Origin of the sequence: Shinella oryzae (assembly GCF_023038235.1) — a bacterium.
Lineage (GTDB): Bacteria > Pseudomonadota > Alphaproteobacteria > Rhizobiales > Rhizobiaceae > Shinella > Shinella sumterensis.
The window spans coordinates 1,186,167-1,203,100 of the sequence record NZ_CP081987.1 but is presented as its reverse complement, the minus strand read 5'-3'; the positions used below and the strand labels follow the sequence as shown (position 1 = coordinate 1,203,100).

12 protein-coding genes are annotated in these 16,934 nt (G+C 61.2%); 1 reads left to right on the top strand and 11 read right to left on the bottom strand.

Annotated features, from left to right (window positions below; all coding sequences use genetic code 11):
* Positions 1 to 9: 9 nt before the first annotated feature.
* The 9 genes from rplB to rpsL all read right to left on the bottom strand — a co-directional run bounded on the left by rplB (position 10) and on the right by rpsL (position 7,408).
* On the bottom strand, positions 10 to 846 hold the full coding sequence (gene rplB, locus K6301_RS05955) for a 50S ribosomal protein L2 (RefSeq protein WP_134649048.1): 837 nt from the start codon (positions 844 to 846) through the stop codon (positions 10 to 12).
* A 31-nt stretch (positions 847 to 877) separates the two neighbouring features.
* Positions 878 to 1,171: a 50S ribosomal protein L23 gene (locus K6301_RS05950; protein ID WP_117372286.1), complete on the bottom strand. Its 294-nt coding sequence runs from the start codon at positions 1,169 to 1,171 to the stop codon at positions 878 to 880.
* Positions 1,168 to 1,788: a 50S ribosomal protein L4 gene (gene rplD / locus K6301_RS05945; RefSeq protein WP_247219890.1), complete on the bottom strand. Its 621-nt coding sequence runs from the start codon at positions 1,786 to 1,788 to the stop codon at positions 1,168 to 1,170. The genes K6301_RS05950 and rplD overlap by 4 nt, the downstream gene beginning before the upstream one ends.
* A gap of 12 nt (positions 1,789 to 1,800) precedes the next feature.
* Positions 1,801 to 2,484, bottom strand: a complete 684-nt coding sequence (gene rplC, locus K6301_RS05940) for a 50S ribosomal protein L3 (RefSeq protein WP_024270438.1) — start codon at positions 2,482 to 2,484, stop codon at positions 1,801 to 1,803.
* A 158-nt stretch (positions 2,485 to 2,642) separates the two neighbouring features.
* A complete protein-coding gene (rpsJ, locus tag K6301_RS05935) occupies positions 2,643 to 2,951 on the bottom strand; it encodes a 30S ribosomal protein S10 (protein WP_003507767.1) in 309 nt (102 codons plus the stop codon).
* Between the two features lie 188 nt (positions 2,952 to 3,139).
* A complete protein-coding gene (gene tuf / locus K6301_RS05930) occupies positions 3,140 to 4,315 on the bottom strand; it encodes an elongation factor Tu (RefSeq protein ID WP_134711005.1) in 1,176 nt (391 codons plus the stop codon).
* A gap of 65 nt (positions 4,316 to 4,380) precedes the next feature.
* Complete coding sequence (gene fusA / locus K6301_RS05925; protein ID WP_134652691.1) at positions 4,381 to 6,480, bottom strand: elongation factor G; 2,100 nt, start codon at positions 6,478 to 6,480, stop codon at positions 4,381 to 4,383.
* 30 nt (positions 6,481 to 6,510) lie between these two features.
* On the bottom strand, positions 6,511 to 6,981 hold the full coding sequence (rpsG, locus tag K6301_RS05920) for a 30S ribosomal protein S7 (RefSeq protein ID WP_134652689.1): 471 nt from the start codon (positions 6,979 to 6,981) through the stop codon (positions 6,511 to 6,513).
* 55 nt (positions 6,982 to 7,036) lie between these two features.
* On the bottom strand, positions 7,037 to 7,408 hold the full coding sequence (gene rpsL, locus K6301_RS05915) for a 30S ribosomal protein S12 (RefSeq protein ID WP_003507760.1): 372 nt from the start codon (positions 7,406 to 7,408) through the stop codon (positions 7,037 to 7,039).
* A gap of 550 nt (positions 7,409 to 7,958) precedes the next feature.
* On the opposite strand from rpsL, the gene K6301_RS05910 reads away from it, so the two are divergent.
* On the top strand, positions 7,959 to 8,255 hold the full coding sequence (locus K6301_RS05910) for a transcriptional regulator (protein ID WP_134652687.1): 297 nt from the start codon (positions 7,959 to 7,961) through the stop codon (positions 8,253 to 8,255).
* A 137-nt stretch (positions 8,256 to 8,392) separates the two neighbouring features.
* Here K6301_RS05910 and rpoC read toward each other — a convergent pair whose 3' ends face one another.
* Positions 8,393 to 12,604: a DNA-directed RNA polymerase subunit beta' gene (gene rpoC / locus K6301_RS05905; RefSeq protein WP_134652685.1), complete on the bottom strand. Its 4,212-nt coding sequence runs from the start codon at positions 12,602 to 12,604 to the stop codon at positions 8,393 to 8,395.
* A gap of 154 nt (positions 12,605 to 12,758) precedes the next feature.
* Positions 12,759 to 16,898 (bottom strand): DNA-directed RNA polymerase subunit beta, encoded by a 4,140-nt coding sequence (gene rpoB, locus K6301_RS05900; protein ID WP_247219889.1) that lies wholly within the window; start codon positions 16,896 to 16,898, stop codon positions 12,759 to 12,761.
* Positions 16,899 to 16,934: the final 36 nt, after the last annotated feature.

Below are 16,934 nucleotides of genomic sequence, written 5' to 3'. Positions count from 1 at the left end.
TAACCTCTCTTACTTCTTCTTCAAGTGGCGCGAGCGCATGATGAACTTGTCGGTCGACTTGTTCGAGCGGGTCCGCTTGCCCTTGGTGGGCTTGCCCCACGGGGAAACCGGGTGACGACCACCGGAGGTGCGGCCTTCACCACCACCATGCGGGTGGTCGACGGGGTTCATGACGACACCGCGGTTGTGCGGGGTCTTGCCACGCCAGCGCGTGCGGCCGGCCTTGCCGTCGTTGATGTTGCCGTGTTCCGGGTTGGACACCGCACCGATCGTTGCGAGGCAGGACGAGTGAACCAGGCGCTGTTCGCCGGAGTTCAGGCGAAGGATCGCCATGCCCTGGTCGCGGCCGACCAGCTGGACGAACGTACCGGCCGAACGCGCGATCTGACCGCCCTTGCCGGGCTTCATCTCGACGTTGTGGACGATCGAACCGACCGGCATGTACTGCAGCGGCATGGTGTTGCCGGGCTTGACGTCAACGGCCTTCTCGGACGCGATGACCTTGTCGCCGACTGCCAGGCGCTGCGGCGCCAGGATATAGGCCTGCTCGCCGTCGGCATAGTTCACCAGAGCGATGAACGCCGTACGGTTCGGGTCGTATTCCAGACGCTCGACCGTGCCTTCGACGTCGAACTTGCGACGCTTGAAGTCGACGAGGCGGTAGGTACGCTTGTGACCGCCGCCGATGAAGCGGGCGGTGATGCGACCTGCGTTGTTACGGCCACCGCTCTTGGAGAGACCCTCGGTCAGAGCCTTTACGGGCTTGCCCTTGTAAAGGCCCGACCGGTCGACGATGACCAGCTGGCGCTGGCTCGGAGTGGTCGGGTTGTAGCTTTTCAATGCCATTTTCTTGTTTCCTTTTTAGCCGACTGCTCGATTAGAGCCCGGTGGAGACGTCGATGGACTGACCGTCAGCAAGCGTGACGATCGCCTTCTTGACATCTCCCTGCCGGCCGGCGAAGCCGCGGAAACGCTTTACCTTGCCCTTGCGGACGAGCGTGTTCACAGCCGTGACCTTGACGCCGAAGAGAGCTTCCACGGCAGCCTTGATTTCAGGCTTGGAAGCGCGCTTGGCGACGTTGAAGACGATCTGGTTGTTCTCGGATACCAGCGTCGACTTTTCGGTGATCGAAGGAGATACGATCACATCGTAGTGGCGAAGATCCGTCATTTGAACCGCTCCTCGAGGGCTTCTACAGCAGCCTTGGAGAGCACGAGCTTGCCGCGGCGCAGGATATCGTAAACGTTGATGCCCTGGATCGGCAGTACATCCACGTTCGGGATGTTGCGTGCTGCGAGCTTGAAGTTGCCGTCAAGTTCAGCGCCGCCGATGAAGAGGACATTGGTGAGGCCGAGCGAAGCGAACGTTGCGGCCAGAGCCTTCGTCTTTGCTTCTGCGGCGACGAGGTCGTCGATGATGATGACGTCGTCAGCCTTGATCTTGGCCGAGAGAGCGTGACGCAGGCCGAGCGCGCGAACCTGCTTGGGCAGGTCGTGAGCGTGGCTGCGGGATACCGGGCCGTGAGCCTTGGCACCGCCGCGGAACTGCGGAGCGCGCGCCGAATGGTGACGAGCGCGGCCCGTACCCTTCTGCTTGTACATCTTGGCGCCGGTGCGCGAAACTTCGCCGCGGGTCAGCGACTGGTGCGTGCCCTGCTGCTTCTTCGCGAGCTGCCAGCGAACGACGCGCGCGATGATGTCTTCGCGCGGCTCGAGGCCGAAGATCGCGTCGGAAACGGAAACCTTGCCGGCGTCCTTCCCTGCGAGGGTCGTGACTTTGAGATCCATGATCAGGCTCCCTTACTTAGCTGCGGCGCGCACGGCGGCCGGACGCGGAGCGTCGGACGGGGTGCCGGACTTGACGGCGTCGCGAACAACGATCCAGGCACCCTTGGAGCCGGGGACCGCGCCCTTGACGAGGATGAGACCGCGCTCTTCGTCGGTGGAGACGACTTCGAGGTTCTGGGTGGTGACGCGCGTCTGGCCCATGTGACCAGCCATGCGCTTGCCCTTCCAGACCTTGCCCGGGTCCTGGTTGTTACCGGTCGAACCGTGCGAACGGTGCGAAACGGAAACGCCGTGCGTTGCACGAAGACCGCCGAAGTTGTGGCGCTTCATGGCGCCGGCAAAGCCCTTACCGATCGTTGTGCCGGTAACGTCGACCAGCTGGCCGGCGACGAAATGGCTGGCGGTCAGTTCCGCGCCGATTTCGATGAGGTTGTCTTCCGACACGCGGAACTCGACCAGCTTGGCCTTCGGCTCGACGCTTGCAGCGGCGAACTGACCGCGCAGCGCCTTTGCCGTGTTCTTCACCTTGGAAGAGCCGGCGCCGAGCTGAACGGCCGTGTAGCCGTTCTTGTCCTGCGTACGCTGAGCAACGACCTGGACGTTATCCAGTCGCAATACTGTTACGGGGATGTGCTCACCTGCGTCGTTATAGACGCGAGTCATCCCTACTTTCTGTGCAATCACACCTGAACGCATGGTTCAATCCTCTTAGAAGTCCTGGCGGGATCGTGACGTCCCGTCATGCCTCTTGGTTTAAGGATTCCACTCGGGCCTCAAGGCCGTCGGGTTTCCCGTTTTTAGAAGACGTCGGCTTTCGCCACGTACCTTCCTTGTTATTCGGCTTGCGCCAGGACTTAGAGCTTGATCTCTACGTCCACACCGGCCGCAAGGTCGAGCTTCATGAGAGCATCGACCGTCTGCGGCGTCGGATCTACGATGTCGAGCAGGCGCTTGTGGGTGCGCATCTCGAACTGTTCACGGCTCTTCTTGTCCACATGGGGCGAGCGGTTGACAGTGAACTTTTCAATACGGGTCGGGAGCGGAACGGGGCCGCGGACGCTTGCGCCGGTGCGCTTTGCCGTCGACACGATCTCGCGCGTGGAGGCATCAAGGATCCGGTGGTCAAACGCCTTGAGGCGGATGCGGATGTTCTGGCCGTTCATACGACTTTTCCTTAGTTCGTTATTCGCGCGATTCTCTTGGAGAATCCGCGTTTTTGATTCTGGCGGTTCCATAAAGGAACACGCACGAAAACACAATTGCCGAAAGGCCAGTCCGCTAAATTTTCAAAGACCGGAGGGGCAGGATGTCTCCTGCCCTTCCTATTTCAGCGGCCTTGGGGCCTTCAGTCTTACTCGACGATCGAAGCGACGATGCCGGCGCCGACGGTACGGCCGCCTTCGCGGATGGCGAAGCGCAGCTTTTCTTCCATCGCGATCGGAACGATCAGCTCGACGTCAACGGTGACGTTGTCGCCCGGCATGACCATTTCCGTGCCTTCCGGCAGCGACACGATGCCCGTCACGTCCGTCGTGCGGAAGTAGAACTGCGGACGGTAGTTCGTGAAGAACGGCGTATGACGGCCGCCTTCTTCCTTCGTCAGGATGTAGGCTTCGGCCTTGAACTTCTTGTGCGGCTTGACCGAACCCGGCTTGCACAGGATCTGGCCACGCTCAACGCCGTCACGGTTCACACCGCGCAGCAGCGCACCGATGTTGTCGCCGGCCTGGCCCTGGTCGAGCAGCTTGCGGAACATTTCAACGCCCGTGCAGGTCGTCTTCGTCGTCGGACGGATGCCGACGATTTCGATTTCCTCACCGACCTTGACGATGCCACGCTCGACGCGGCCGGTCACGACCGTACCACGGCCCGAGATCGAGAACACGTCTTCGATCGGCATCAGGAAGGGCTGGTCGATCGGACGCTCGGGCGTCGGGATGTAGTCGTCGACAGCGGCCATCAGGGCGCGGATCGCGTCTTCGCCGATTTCCTTGTTCGAATCTTCCAGAGCCGCCAGAGCCGAACCCTTGACGATCGGAATGTCGTCGCCCGGGAATTCGTAGGACGACAGAAGTTCGCGAACTTCCAGCTCGACGAGCTCGAGAAGCTCGGCGTCGTCGACCTGGTCGACCTTGTTGAGGAACACGACGATCGCGGGAACGCCGACCTGGCGGGCCAGCAGGATGTGCTCGCGCGTCTGCGGCATCGGGCCGTCGGCGGCCGAAACAACCAGGATCGCGCCGTCCATCTGGGCAGCACCGGTGATCATGTTCTTGACGTAGTCGGCGTGGCCGGGGCAGTCGACGTGCGCGTAGTGACGGTTCGCCGTCTCGTATTCGACGTGCGCCGTCGAGATGGTAATGCCGCGCGCCTTTTCTTCCGGAGCAGCGTCGATCTGGTCGTACGCCTTGAACTCGCCGAAGTACTTCGTGATCGCTGCCGTCGTCGACGTCTTGCCGTGGTCAACGTGCCCGATCGTGCCGATGTTTACGTGAGGCTTGTTGCGCTCAAACTTGCTCTTTGCCATTTCCGGCTCTCCGTTCGTGATCCCTGGACGGGAAATTCATACAAATTGGGTGGGGCGTACCCCGGTCACTTCTGACCGGAGTACTTTGCCTGGATTTCCTGTGCGACGTTCGAGGGAACCGGCGCATAGTGGTCGAAGACCATCGAGTACTGGGCGCGGCCCTGCGACATGGAGCGCAGGTTGTCCACGTACTTGAACATGTTGGCCAGCGGTACGTTGGCGGAGATCACGACGGCAACGCCGCGGCTCTCCTGGCCCTGGATCTGGCCACGACGGGAGTTCAGGTCGCCGATAACGTCGCCGACATAGTCTTCCGGCGTTACCACTTCGACCTTCATCATCGGCTCGAGCAGCTGGGCGCCAGCTTCACGGGATGCTTCACGGAAGCAGGCACGCGATGCGATTTCGAAGGCGAGGACCGAGGAGTCGACGTCGTGGAAGGCGCCGTCGATGAGCGTCGCCTTGACGCCGAGCATCGGGAAGCCTGCGAGCGGACCCGAGGACAGAACGCTTTCGATACCCTTCTGAACGCCCGGGATGTATTCCTTCGGAACAGCACCGCCGACGATCTTGGATTCGAAGAGGAAATCTTCGCCTTCCGGGTTCGGTTCGAAGACGAGCTTCACGCGGGCGAACTGGCCGGTACCACCGGTCTGCTTCTTGTGCGTGTAGTCCTTCTCGGTCTTGCGCGTGATCGTCTCACGGTAAGCAACCTGCGGAGCACCGACGTTGGCTTCGACCTTGAACTCGCGACGCATGCGGTCGACGATGATGTCGAGGTGAAGTTCACCCATGCCGGCGATGATCGTCTGGCCGGACTCTTCGTCGGTCTTGACGCGGAAGGACGGGTCTTCTGCGGCCAGGCGGTTGAGCGCGAGGCCCATCTTTTCCTGGTCGTTCTTCGTCTTCGGCTCGATGGCGATCTGGATAACCGGCTCCGGGAACTCCATGCGCTCGAGGATAACGGGCTTCAGGGGATCGCAAAGCGTATCGCCCGTCGTCGTATCCTTAAGGCCGGCGAGAGCAACGATGTCGCCTGCATAGGCTTCTTCGATGTCTTCACGGGAGTTGGAGTGCATCTGAAGCATACGACCGACGCGCTCGCGCTTGTCCTTGACCGTGTTCATGACCGACGTGCCCTTTTCGAGCTTGCCGGAATAGATGCGGGCGAAGGTCAGCGAACCGACGAAGGGGTCGTTCATGATCTTGAAGGCGAGCATGGAAAGCGGCTCGCTGTCATCGGCATGACGCTCGATTTCGGCTTCGGTCTTGACGTCGATGCCCTTGATGGCCGGGATGTCGACCGGCGACGGCAGGTAATCGACAACGGCGTCGAGAAGCGGCTGAACGCCCTTGTTCTTGAAAGCCGTACCGCAGAACATCGGGTGGAACTTCACGTCGATGGTGCCGCGGCGAACGAGTTCGCGGATCTTGTCGTTGTCCGGGTAGGTGCCTTCGAGGTAGGCTTCCATCGCGGCTTCGTCGATTTCGACGACGGTCTCGATGAGCTTCTCGCGGTACTCCTCGGCCTTTTCCTTCATGTCTTCAGGAATTTCGACGACGTCCCACTGGGCGCCGAGCGATTCATCGCGCCAGACGAGAGCGTTCATCTCGATCAGATCGATAACACCCTTGAATTCGCTTTCAGCGCCGATCGGAAGCTGCATGACGACGGCGGTCGCACCGAGACGCGACTTGATCATGGAAACCGAGCGGTAGAAGTCCGCGCCGGTCTTGTCCATCTTGTTGCAGAAGATCATGCGCGGAACGTTGTACTTCTCGGCCTGACGCCAGACGGTTTCCGTCTGCGGCTCAACGCCGGCATTGGCATCGAGAAGGGCAATCGCACCGTCGAGAACGCGCAGCGAGCGTTCGACTTCGATGGTGAAGTCAACGTGGCCGGGGGTGTCGATGATGTTGAAGCGGCGGGTCTTGCCGTCACGGCCCTTCCAGAAGGTCGTGGTGGCAGCGGACGTGATGGTGATGCCGCGTTCCTGCTCCTGCTCCATCCAGTCCATGGTGGCGGCGCCGTCATGGACTTCGCCGATCTTATGGGACTTGCCGGTGTAGTAGAGGATGCGTTCGGTCGTCGTCGTCTTGCCGGCGTCGATATGCGCCATGATACCGAAATTTCGGTAGTCTTCGATTTTATATTCGCGAGCCATTGGAGCTCCTTTCGAGACGTCTAGTTTCGGTTACCAGCGGTAGTGCGAGAAGGCACGGTTGGCGTCAGCCATCTTGTGCGTGTCTTCGCGCTTCTTGACGGCGCTGCCGCGGTTGTTCGAAGCGTCCATGAGTTCGCCGGAGAGGCGCTCGACCATGGTCGTTTCGTTACGCTTGCGGGCAGCAGCGATCAGCCAGCGGATGGCCAGAGCCTGACGACGCTCCGGACGAACATCGACCGGAACCTGGTAGGTCGCACCACCGACGCGGCGCGAACGCACTTCAACGTGCGGCGCAACGTTGTCGAGAGCCGAATGGAACACGCCCAGCGGGTCGGCCTTGGCCTTGCCCTGAACGACGTCGAAGGCGCCGTAAACGATCGTTTCGGCGACGGACTTCTTGCCGTCCAGCATGATGGCATTCATGAACTTGGTGACAACGAGATCGCCGAACTTCGGGTCCGGATTGATCTCGCGCTTTTCTGCTCTATGGCGACGGGACATACTTTTCGTCTTTCTTCAAAAGGTTCCGACCAGCGAAATGGCGCCGGTTACTGTATTATTTCGGACGCTTCGCGCCGTACTTGGAGCGGCGCTGCTTGCGGTTCTTGACGCCCTGGGTGTCGAGAACGCCGCGGATGATGTGGTAGCGCACACCCGGAAGGTCCTTTACGCGGCCGCCACGGATCATGACGACAGAGTGTTCCTGCAGGTTGTGGCCTTCGCCCGGGATGTAGCCGATGACTTCGAAGCCATTGGTCAGGCGGATCTTGGCGACCTTACGCAGAGCCGAGTTCGGCTTCTTCGGGGTCGTGGTATAAACGCGGGTGCAAACACCACGCTTCTGGGGGTTTTCCTGCAGGGCAGGAACCTTGTTGCGCTTTACCTGCGCCTGGCGCGGCTTGCGGATCAGCTGGTTTACGGTAGGCATAGACCCATCCCTTGTTCGTCTCATTTACCCTTGCGGGCGGATACATGGCCACACGCGTGTTCATGCGCAATAAAAGGCCGATCCACATGAGTGGATGACCCCAATAGGCAGAGGACGCGTTATAACCGCGTCATGCGTGCAGCATTCATGTTCTCAACGTGCGTCGAGCCCTGTTTGAGGCGAACTCCAGAACGAGTCGTTCCGAACCAGCCAGCCTCACATAGGCTCTGATGGCGTGCGGAATACTGACTTAAGGGCAAAAGGTCAAGGGGCGCGGCGAAAGAATCCCGGGCCGCGACGGCAGATATGCCTGAAATGCAGGGCTTTCGGCCTTGCCCCCTGCCCTGTACAGGCAGCGGGCCAGCCATCAATCCATCACGAATGAATATTAAGAAAGCATGAAAGCGGAATCAACCGGGAAGAGTCAGCACTCGCCGCCTGCATCCACTGATTCTCTCGACCGGCTGGCCGATGATTGCATTTTGCCATTGGGCCCGGCCGCCCTACCCTTTATAGAAAGTCCAGCACTTAATCCCGAAAGGAGCCCGCCATGGCGTCCAGCGCCGACAACGACAACAATACGCTCGACGAACCGATGGTCTTCATCATCATCGGCAAGGCCTATGAGCGGGAGGGCGACGATGGCCTCGACATCCACGTCATGCTGCGCGCGCCCGACGACGACAGCGCCGTGCGGGAGGCCCTCAACGCGCTTTCCGAGGAAGGCTTCATCGAGGCGGACCTCGACCAGATCGGCACCCTGACCGGCGAACCGGAAGAAGAGCCGCACGCCTCCGCCTACAAGGGCGCGCTGGAAGGCGAAGTGGCGATCATCCGCTTCGCCTGAGCGCCTGCCGCACTTTACCGTTCATAAGCCGCCCGGCCACCCGGGCGGCTTTTCTGTTTCTTCGAACCGCTTGTGCCCGGCAGAAACAAAAACGCCGGGCACGAGGCCCGGCGTCTTCATAGTCATAGGACCCAGCCTTACTCGGCTGCGGCACCTTCACCACCGGCGAGCTCCGTGAGCATCGGGGTGGCGACGCCGGCGCCCGTCGACTTGCGGCGCTCGTCGAGGATCATCTCGTCGCGAGCCGTCGCGATACGGCGGATCTGGGTCATGGTGCCACCCGTACCGGCCGGGATGAGGCGGCCGACGATGACGTTCTCCTTGAGGCCCTGCAGGCCGTCGGTCTTGCCGGCGATCGCAGCTTCCGTGAGAACCTTGGTGGTCTCCTGGAACGAAGCGGCCGAGATGAACGACGGGGTCTGCAGCGACGCCTTGGTGATGCCGAGAAGGACAGGTTCGCCGTATGCCGGCTTCTTGCCTTCCTCGATCAGCGCGTCGTTGACGTCTTCGAGCTCGATACGGTCGACATTGTCGCCGACGATGTAGGTCGAGTCGCCAGCATCCGTGATCTCGACCTTCTGCAGCATCTGGCGAACGATCACCTCGATGTGCTTGTCGTTGATCACGACGCCCTGCAGTCGGTAGACTTCCTGGATTTCGTTCACGAGGTAGGAAGCGAGTGCTTCCACGCCCTTGATCGCCAGGATGTCGTGCGGCGCCGGGTTGCCGTCGAGGATGTAGTCACCCTTTTCGATGAAGTCGCCGTCCTGAAGGTGGAAGGGCTTGCCCTTCGGAATCAGGTACTCGACCGGTTCGACACCGTCTTCCGCCGGCTCGATCATCACGCGACGCTTGTTCTTGTAGTCGCGGCCGAGACGAACCGTACCATCGATCTCCGCGATGATGGCGTGGTCCTTCGGACGACGGGCTTCGAACAGTTCGGCGACGCGCGGGAGACCACCGGTGATGTCCTTGGTCTTGGCGCTTTCCAGCGGCGAACGGGCAAGAACGTCACCCTGGGAGACCTTCTGGCCCGGCTCGACCGAGAGGATCGCGTCGACCGAGAGCATGAAGCGGGCTTCGCCACCGCGGGACAGCTTGGCAACCGCGCCATTCTTGTCCTTGATGACGATGGCCGGCTTCAGGTCCGAACCGCGCGGCGTCGAACGCCAGTCGATGACCGAACGCTTGGTGATGCCGGTGGACTCGTCCGTCGTTTCCAGAACCGAGATGCCGTCGACCACGTCTTCAAAGTGAACGGTACCCTCGACTTCCGTCATCATCGGACGGGTGTAGGGGTCCCACTCGGCGAGACGCTGGCCGCGCTTCACCTTGTCGCCATCGTCGACGAAGATCTTCGAACCGTAGGCGACGCGCTGCGAGGAACGCTCCACGCCACGCTCGTCCAGGATGGTGATCGCCATGTTGCGGCCCATCGCGACGAGTGCGCCTTCGGAGTTGCGCAGCATGTTGCGGTTCTTCATCTGCACCGTGCCTTCATACGATGCTTCCAGGAACGACTGGTCGACCACGGTCGCCGTGCCGCCCAGGTGGAAGGTACGCATGGTGAGCTGGGTGCCCGGCTCGCCGATCGACTGTGCCGCGATGACGCCAACGGCTTCGCCCATGTTGACGGGCGTGCCGCGTGCGAGGTCGCGACCGTAGCAGACGCCGCAGACGCCGGTCTGGATTTCGCAGGTCAGTGCCGAACGGATGCGGATCGACTGGATACCAGCCTTCTCGATCTCGACGACATCGGCCTCGAGGATCATCCTGCCGGCATCGACGATGCGCTCACCCGTGACCGGATGATCGATGTCGTCGAGTGCGGTACGGCCCAGAACGCGGGTGCCGATCGAAGCCACGACCTGGCCGGCATCGACGATCGCGGTCATGGTGAGGCCCTTGTCGGTGCCGCAATCCACGTGCGTGACGATGCAATCCTGCGCGACGTCGACGAGACGACGGGTCAGGTAACCGGAGTTCGCGGTCTTCAAGGCGGTGTCTGCAAGACCCTTGCGGGCGCCGTGCGTCGAGTTGAAGTACTCGTTCACGGTCAGGCCTTCCTTAAAGTTCGAGATGATCGGCGTTTCGATGATCTCGCCCGACGGTTTGGCCATGAGGCCACGCATGCCGCCCAGCTGGCGCATCTGGTTCGGAGAACCGCGGGCGCCCGAGTGGGACATCATGTAGATGGCGTTCATCGGCTTCTGACGACCGGTTTCCGGGTCGAACTCGACGGCCTTAATGCGGGCCATCATGTCTTCGGCAACCTTTTCGGTCGCCTTGCCCCAGGCATCAACGACCTTATTGTACTTCTCGCCCTGGGTGATCAGGCCGTCATTGTACTGCTGCTCGTATTCCTTGACCAAGGTTTCGGTGTCACCGACGATCTTCGCCTTGGTTTCCGGGATGATCATGTCGTCCTTACCGAACGAAATGCCGGCGCGGCAGGCATGGGCAAAGCCGAGCTGCATGATGCGGTCGCAGAAGATGACCGTGTCCTTCTGGCCGCAGTGACGGTAGACCGTGTCGATCATCTTGGAGATGTTCTTCTTGGTCATTTCCTGGTTGCAGATGTCGAACGGAATGTTGCCGTTCTTCGGCAGCAGTTCGCCGATGATCATGCGGCCGGGCGTCGTTTCATAGATCTTGGTGTACGGCTTGCCGTCGGCATCGACCGACTTGAAGCGTCCTTTGATCTTGGCGTGCAGCGTGACGACCTTGTTCTCCAGCGCATGGTGCAGTTCGCCCATGTCGGAGAAGGCCATGCCTTCGCCCGGCTCGTTCTGGTTCATGATCGCCAGATAGTAGAGGCCGAGAACCATGTCCTGCGAGGGAACGATGATCGGTGCGCCGTTCGCCGGATGCAGGATGTTGTTGGTCGACATCATGAGCACGCGCGCTTCCAGCTGGGCTTCCAGCGAGAGCGGAACGTGAACAGCCATCTGGTCACCGTCGAAGTCGGCATTGAAGGCCGTGCAGACGAGCGGGTGCAACTGGATCGCCTTGCCTTCAACCAGGATCGGTTCGAAGGCCTGGATGCCCAGGCGGTGCAGCGTCGGTGCGCGGTTCAGGAGAACCGGATGCTCGCGGATGACCTCGTCGAGGATATCCCAGACTTCCGGCTTTTCCTTCTCGACCAGCTTCTTGGCCTGCTTGACGGTCGAGGAGAAACCCTTCGCGTCGAGACGGGCGTAGATGAACGGCTTGAACAGTTCGAGCGCCATCTTCTTCGGCAGGCCGCACTGGTGCAGCTTGAGTTCCGGACCGGTCACGATGACCGAACGGCCGGAATAGTCGACGCGCTTGCCGAGCAGGTTCTGACGGAAGCGGCCCTGCTTGCCCTTGAGCATGTCGGACAGCGACTTTAGCGGACGCTTGTTGGCGCCGGTGATGACGCGGCCACGGCGGCCGTTGTCGAACAGGGCGTCAACCGATTCCTGAAGCATGCGCTTCTCGTTACGGATGATGATGCCCGGTGCGCGCAGCTCGATGAGGCGCTTCAAACGGTTGTTACGGTTGATGACGCGGCGATAGAGATCGTTGAGGTCCGACGTCGCGAAACGACCGCCGTCCAGCGGGACGAGCGGACGCAGGTCCGGCGGGATCACCGGAACAACCTTCATGATCATCCATTCCGGACGGTTGCCGGACTCCATGAAGTTCTCGACGATCTTCAGGCGCTTCATCAGCTTCTTCTGCTTCAGCTCCGACGTGGTGTCCGCCAGATCCGAGCGCAGGTCGCCTGCAATCTTCTCGAGGTTCATCGAGGCGAGCATCTCGTAGATGGCCTCGGCGCCGATCATCGCCGTGAACTGGTCTTCACCATATTCATCGACGGCGATCATGTACTCTTCTTCGGAAAGAAGCTGGTTTTCCTTGAGCGCGGTCAGGCCCGGCTCGGTCACGATGTAGTTCTCGAAATAGAGAACGCGCTCGACATCCTTCAGCGTCATGTCGAGGAGCGTCGCGATGCGCGACGGCAGCGACTTCAGGAACCAGATGTGGGCAACGGGCGCAGCGAGCTCGATATGGCCCATGCGCTCACGGCGAACGCGCGACAGCGTGACTTCCACGCCGCACTTTTCGCAGATGATGCCCTTGTACTTCATGCGCTTGTACTTGCCGCACAGGCACTCGTAGTCCTTGATCGGGCCAAAGATGCGCGCGCAGAACAGACCATCGCGTTCCGGCTTGAACGTGCGGTAGTTGATGGTTTCCGGCTTCTTGATCTCACCGTAAGACCAGGACAGGATCTTTTCCGGAGACGCGATCGAAATCCGGATGGAATCGAACGTCTGCGCAGGCACCTGCGGGTTGAAAAGGTTCATGACCTCTTGGTTCATGCCTATCTCCTTAGTGGGCCTTGGGCCCTCTGCTTAGCAAGCAATTGCGGCGATACCCGGGTGCCGCAACGCTGCCTTAAACGGATGAGCCGCCCCCTGCCGAACGGGCGGGAGGCGGAAACGGTGCGCGCCTCGTGGCGCGCACCCGATCAGATCACTCTGCCGCGTCGGGAAGCTGGCCGGCTTCCGCGTTCGGATCGACCTTGGAGTTCTCGAGTTCGACCGACAGACCGAGCGAGCGCATTTCCTTGACGAGAACGTTGAAGCTCTCGGGAATGCCCGCCTCGAACGTGTCGTCGCCGCGAACGATCGCTTCGTACACCTTGGTGCGGCCCGCGACGTCGTCCGACTTCACGGTCAGCATTTCCTGCAGCGTGTAGGCGGCGCCGTAAGCTTCGAGCGCCCAGACCTCCATTTCCCCGAAGCGCTGGCCGCCGAACTGCGCCTTGCCGCCCAGCGGCTGCTGGGTAACGAGCGAGTACGGACCGATCGAACGGGCGTGGATCTTGTCGTCCACGAGGTGGTTCAGCTTGATCATGTACATGTAGCCGACGGTGACCTTGCGGTCGAAGGCTTCACCCGTACGGCCGTCGTAGAGAACCGACTGACCGGAGGAGTTGAGGCCTGCACGCTCCAGCATGCTGGCGACGTCGGGTTCATGCGCACCGTCGAAGACCGGCGTTGCGATCGAGACACCCTTGCGGGACTGCTCGGCAAGCTTGACCAGGGCGTCGTCGTCGAAATGGGCGACTTCGTCCTTGGCTTCGCTCTCGTAGACTTCCGTCAGCTCGCGCTTCAGGTCCGAGATGTCCATCGTCTTGCGATACTCGTCGAGCAGGTCGCCGATCTTCTTGCCCATGCCGGCGCAAGCCCAGGCAAGGTGGGTTTCGAGGATCTGGCCGACGTTCATGCGCGAAGGCACGCCCAGCGGGTTCAAGCAGATGTCGACATGCGTGCCGTCTTCGAGGAACGGCATGTCCTCGATCGGCAGGATGCGCGAAACCACACCCTTGTTGCCGTGACGGCCGGCCATCTTGTCGCCCGGCTGGATCTTGCGCTTCACAGCGACGAAGACCTTGACCATCTTCATGACGCCCGGAGGCATTTCGTCGCCGCGCTGGACCTTCTCGACCTTGTCCATGAAGCGCTGTTCAAGGCGCGACTTGGATTCGTCGTACTGGCCACGAAGCGCTTCGATCTCGCCCTGGACCTTCTCGTCCTCGACGGCGAACATCCACCACTGCGAGCGGGGATATTCGGAGATGACGGCGTTCGACAGCTCGGTGCCCTTCTTGAAGGACTTCGGGCCGGCAACGGCGACGTGGCCGCGCAGCATGTCGATCAGACGGCCGTAGACGTTACGGTCGAGGATCGCCTGCTCGTCGTCACGGTCCTTGGCCAGACGCTCGATCTCTTCACGCTCGATCGCCATCGCGCGTTCGTCCTTCTCCACGCCGTGGCGGTTGAAGACGCGAACTTCGACGACGGTACCGAAGGTGCCGGGCGGCATGCGCATGGAGGTGTCGCGAACGTCGGAGGCCTTTTCACCGAAGATGGCGCGCAGGAGCTTTTCTTCCGGCGTCATCGGGCTTTCGCCCTTCGGGGTGATCTTGCCGACCAGGATGTCGCCTGGCTGAACCTCTGCACCGATATAGACGATACCGGCTTCGTCGAGGTTCTTCAGCGCTTCTTCCGAAACATTCGGAATGTCGCGCGTGATTTCTTCCGGGCCGAGCTTCGTATCGCGGGCCATGACTTCGAATTCCTCGATGTGGATCGAGGTGAACACGTCGTCGGAGACGATGCGTTCGGACATCAGGATCGAGTCTTCGTAGTTGTAGCCGTTCCACGGCATGAACGCGACGAGCGCGTTGCGGCCGAGTGCCAGGTCACCGAGGTCGGTCGACGGGCCGTCCGCGATGATGTCGCCCTTGTTGAGAACGTCGCCGACGGTGACCAGCGGGCGCTGGTTGACGCAGGTGTTCTGGTTGGAGCGCTGGAACTTCTGCAGACGATAGATATCGACGCCCGACTTCGACGGATCGAGGTCTTCGGTGGCGCGGATAACGATACGGGTCGCGTCGACCTGGTCGACGACACCGCCGCGGCGGGCCGCGATGGCAGCACCCGAGTCACGGGCCACGATCGGCTCCATGCCGGTGCCGACGAACGGCGCTTCCGCCCGCAGGAGCGGAACGGCCTGACGCTGCATGTTCGAACCCATGAGCGCGCGGTTGGCGTCGTCGTTCTCGAGGAACGGGATGAGCGCCGCCGCGACCGAAACGAGCTGCTTCGGCGAAACGTCCATTAGGTTGATCTGGTCGCGCGGGGCGAGCATGACTTCCCCGGCGTGACGGCAGACGACGAACTCTTCAGCGAAGGAGTTGTCGGCTTCCAGCACGGAGTTAGCCTGAGCAACGTGGTACTTGGCCTCTTCCATGGCGGAGAGGTAGACCACGTCCGTCGTCACCTTGCCGTCCACGATCTTGCGGTACGGGCTTTCGATGAAGCCGTACTTGTTGACGCGGGCGAAGGTGGCGAGCGAGTTGATCAGACCGATGTTCGGGCCTTCCGGCGTCTCGATCGGGCAGATACGGCCATAGTGGGTCGGGTGAACGTCGCGGACTTCGAAGCCGGCGCGCTCGCGGGTCAGACCACCCGGGCCAAGAGCCGAAAGACGGCGCTTGTGGGTGATTTCCGACAGCGGGTTCACCTGGTCCATGAACTGCGACAGCTGCGAGGAACCGAAGAACTCGCGAACGGCGGCAGCCGCCGGCTTCGCGTTGATCAGGTCCTGCGGCATGACCGTGTCGATCTCGATCGAGGACATGCGTTCCTTGATCGCACGCTCCATGCGCAGCAGGCCGAGACGGTACTGGTTCTCCATGAGTTCGCCGACCGAACGCACACGGCGGTTGCCGAGGTTATCGATGTCGTCGATCTCACCCTTGCCGTCGCGCAGTTCGACGAGCATCTTGACCACAGCCAGGATGTCTTCCTTGCGCAGCGTACGGACCGTGTCGGCCACGTCGAGGTCAAGGCGCATGTTCATCTTCACGCGGCCGACGGCGGAGAGATCGTAACGCTCCGCATCGAAGAACAGCGTGTTGAACATGGCTTCGGCCGAATCCATGGTCGGCGGCTCGCCCGGACGCATGACGCGGTAGATGTCGAACAGAGCGTCCTGACGGTTCTCGTTCTTGTCGGCTGCGAGCGTCGAGCGGATATAGGCACCGACATTGATATGGTCGATGTCGAGAACCGGGATCTCGTCGAAACCGGCCGACAGGATGACCGGCAGGGTCTTCTCGTCGATTTCGTCGCCGGCTTCGAGATAGATTTCACCCGTCTCGTAGTTGACGATGTCTTCGGCGAGGTAGTTGCCGTAGAGATCCTCGTCGGTCGCCTTGAGAGCCTTGAGGCCCTTTTCGGAGAGCTGGCGGAGCAGGCGCGGCGTGAGCTTCTTGCCGACTTCGACAACCACTTCGCCGGTATCGGCATCGATCATGTCCGCGACGGCCTTCTGGCCCTTCAGCACGTCGGGATTGAACGGAATGCGCCAGCCTTCGCCGTCGCGCTGGTAGAGCGACTTCGTGTAGAAGGTCGACAGGATATCTTCGCCGTCCATGCCCAGCGCCATGAGGAGCGAGGTGACGGGGATCTTGCGGCGGCGGTCGATGCGCGCATGCACGATGTCCTTGGCATCGAACTCAATGTCGAGCCAGGAACCGCGATACGGGATGACGCGGGCTGCGAAGAGCAGCTTGCCGGAAGAATGGCTCTTGCCCTTGTCGTGATCGAAGAACACGCCCGGCGAACGGTGCATCTGGGAGACGATGACGCGCTCGGTGCCGTTGACGATGAACGTGCCGTTGTCGGTCATGAGCGGCATGTCGCCCATGTAGACGTTCTGTTCCTTGATGTCCTTGATGGACTTCGCGCCGGTATCCTCGTCGATATCGAACACGATCAGGCGCAGCGTCACCTTGAGCGGCGCTGCATAGGTCAGATCACGCTGGCGGCATTCCTCGACGTCGAACTTCGGCTGTTCGAATTCGTAGGAGACGAATTCGAGCATGGAAGCGCCGGAGAAATCGGTGATCGGGAAGACCGACTTGAAAACCGACTGAAGGCCCTCGTCCGGACGACCGCCGGCGGGCTCTTCAACCATCAGAAACTGGTCGTAGGATGCCTTCTGAACCTCGATGAGGTTCGGCATTTCTGCGACTTCGGGGATTTTTCCAAAAAACTTGCGTACGCGCCTACGACCGTTAAACGAAAGGGTCTGAGCCATCGTCGCTCCTTCAAATTAAGCATCCGGGCCTGCAAC

Excerpts from the sequence above, each read along its gene's own strand:
- fusA (WP_134652691.1), bottom strand. The coding sequence starts at position 6,480 with ATGGCTCGCGAATATAAAATCGAAGACTACCGAAATTTCGGTATCATG.
- rpsL (WP_003507760.1), bottom strand. The coding sequence starts at position 7,408 with ATGCCTACCGTAAACCAGCTGATCCGCAAGCCGCGCCAGGCGCAGGTA.
- rpsJ (WP_003507767.1), bottom strand. The coding sequence starts at position 2,951 with ATGAACGGCCAGAACATCCGCATCCGCCTCAAGGCGTTTGACCACCGG.
- K6301_RS05910 (WP_134652687.1), top strand. The coding sequence starts at position 7,959 with ATGGCGTCCAGCGCCGACAACGACAACAATACGCTCGACGAACCGATG.
- rpoC (WP_134652685.1), bottom strand. The coding sequence starts at position 12,604 with ATGAACCAAGAGGTCATGAACCTTTTCAACCCGCAGGTGCCTGCGCAG.
- rplD (WP_247219890.1), bottom strand. The coding sequence starts at position 1,788 with ATGGATCTCAAAGTCACGACCCTCGCAGGGAAGGACGCCGGCAAGGTT.
- rplC (WP_024270438.1), bottom strand. The coding sequence starts at position 2,484 with ATGCGTTCAGGTGTGATTGCACAGAAAGTAGGGATGACTCGCGTCTAT.
- rpoB (WP_247219889.1), bottom strand. The coding sequence starts at position 16,898 with ATGGCTCAGACCCTTTCGTTTAACGGTCGTAGGCGCGTACGCAAGTTT.
- rplB (WP_134649048.1), bottom strand. The coding sequence starts at position 846 with ATGGCATTGAAAAGCTACAACCCGACCACTCCGAGCCAGCGCCAGCTG.
- tuf (WP_134711005.1), bottom strand. The coding sequence starts at position 4,315 with ATGGCAAAGAGCAAGTTTGAGCGCAACAAGCCTCACGTAAACATCGGC.
- K6301_RS05950 (WP_117372286.1), bottom strand. The coding sequence starts at position 1,171 with ATGACGGATCTTCGCCACTACGATGTGATCGTATCTCCTTCGATCACC.
- rpsG (WP_134652689.1), bottom strand. The coding sequence starts at position 6,981 with ATGTCCCGTCGCCATAGAGCAGAAAAGCGCGAGATCAATCCGGACCCG.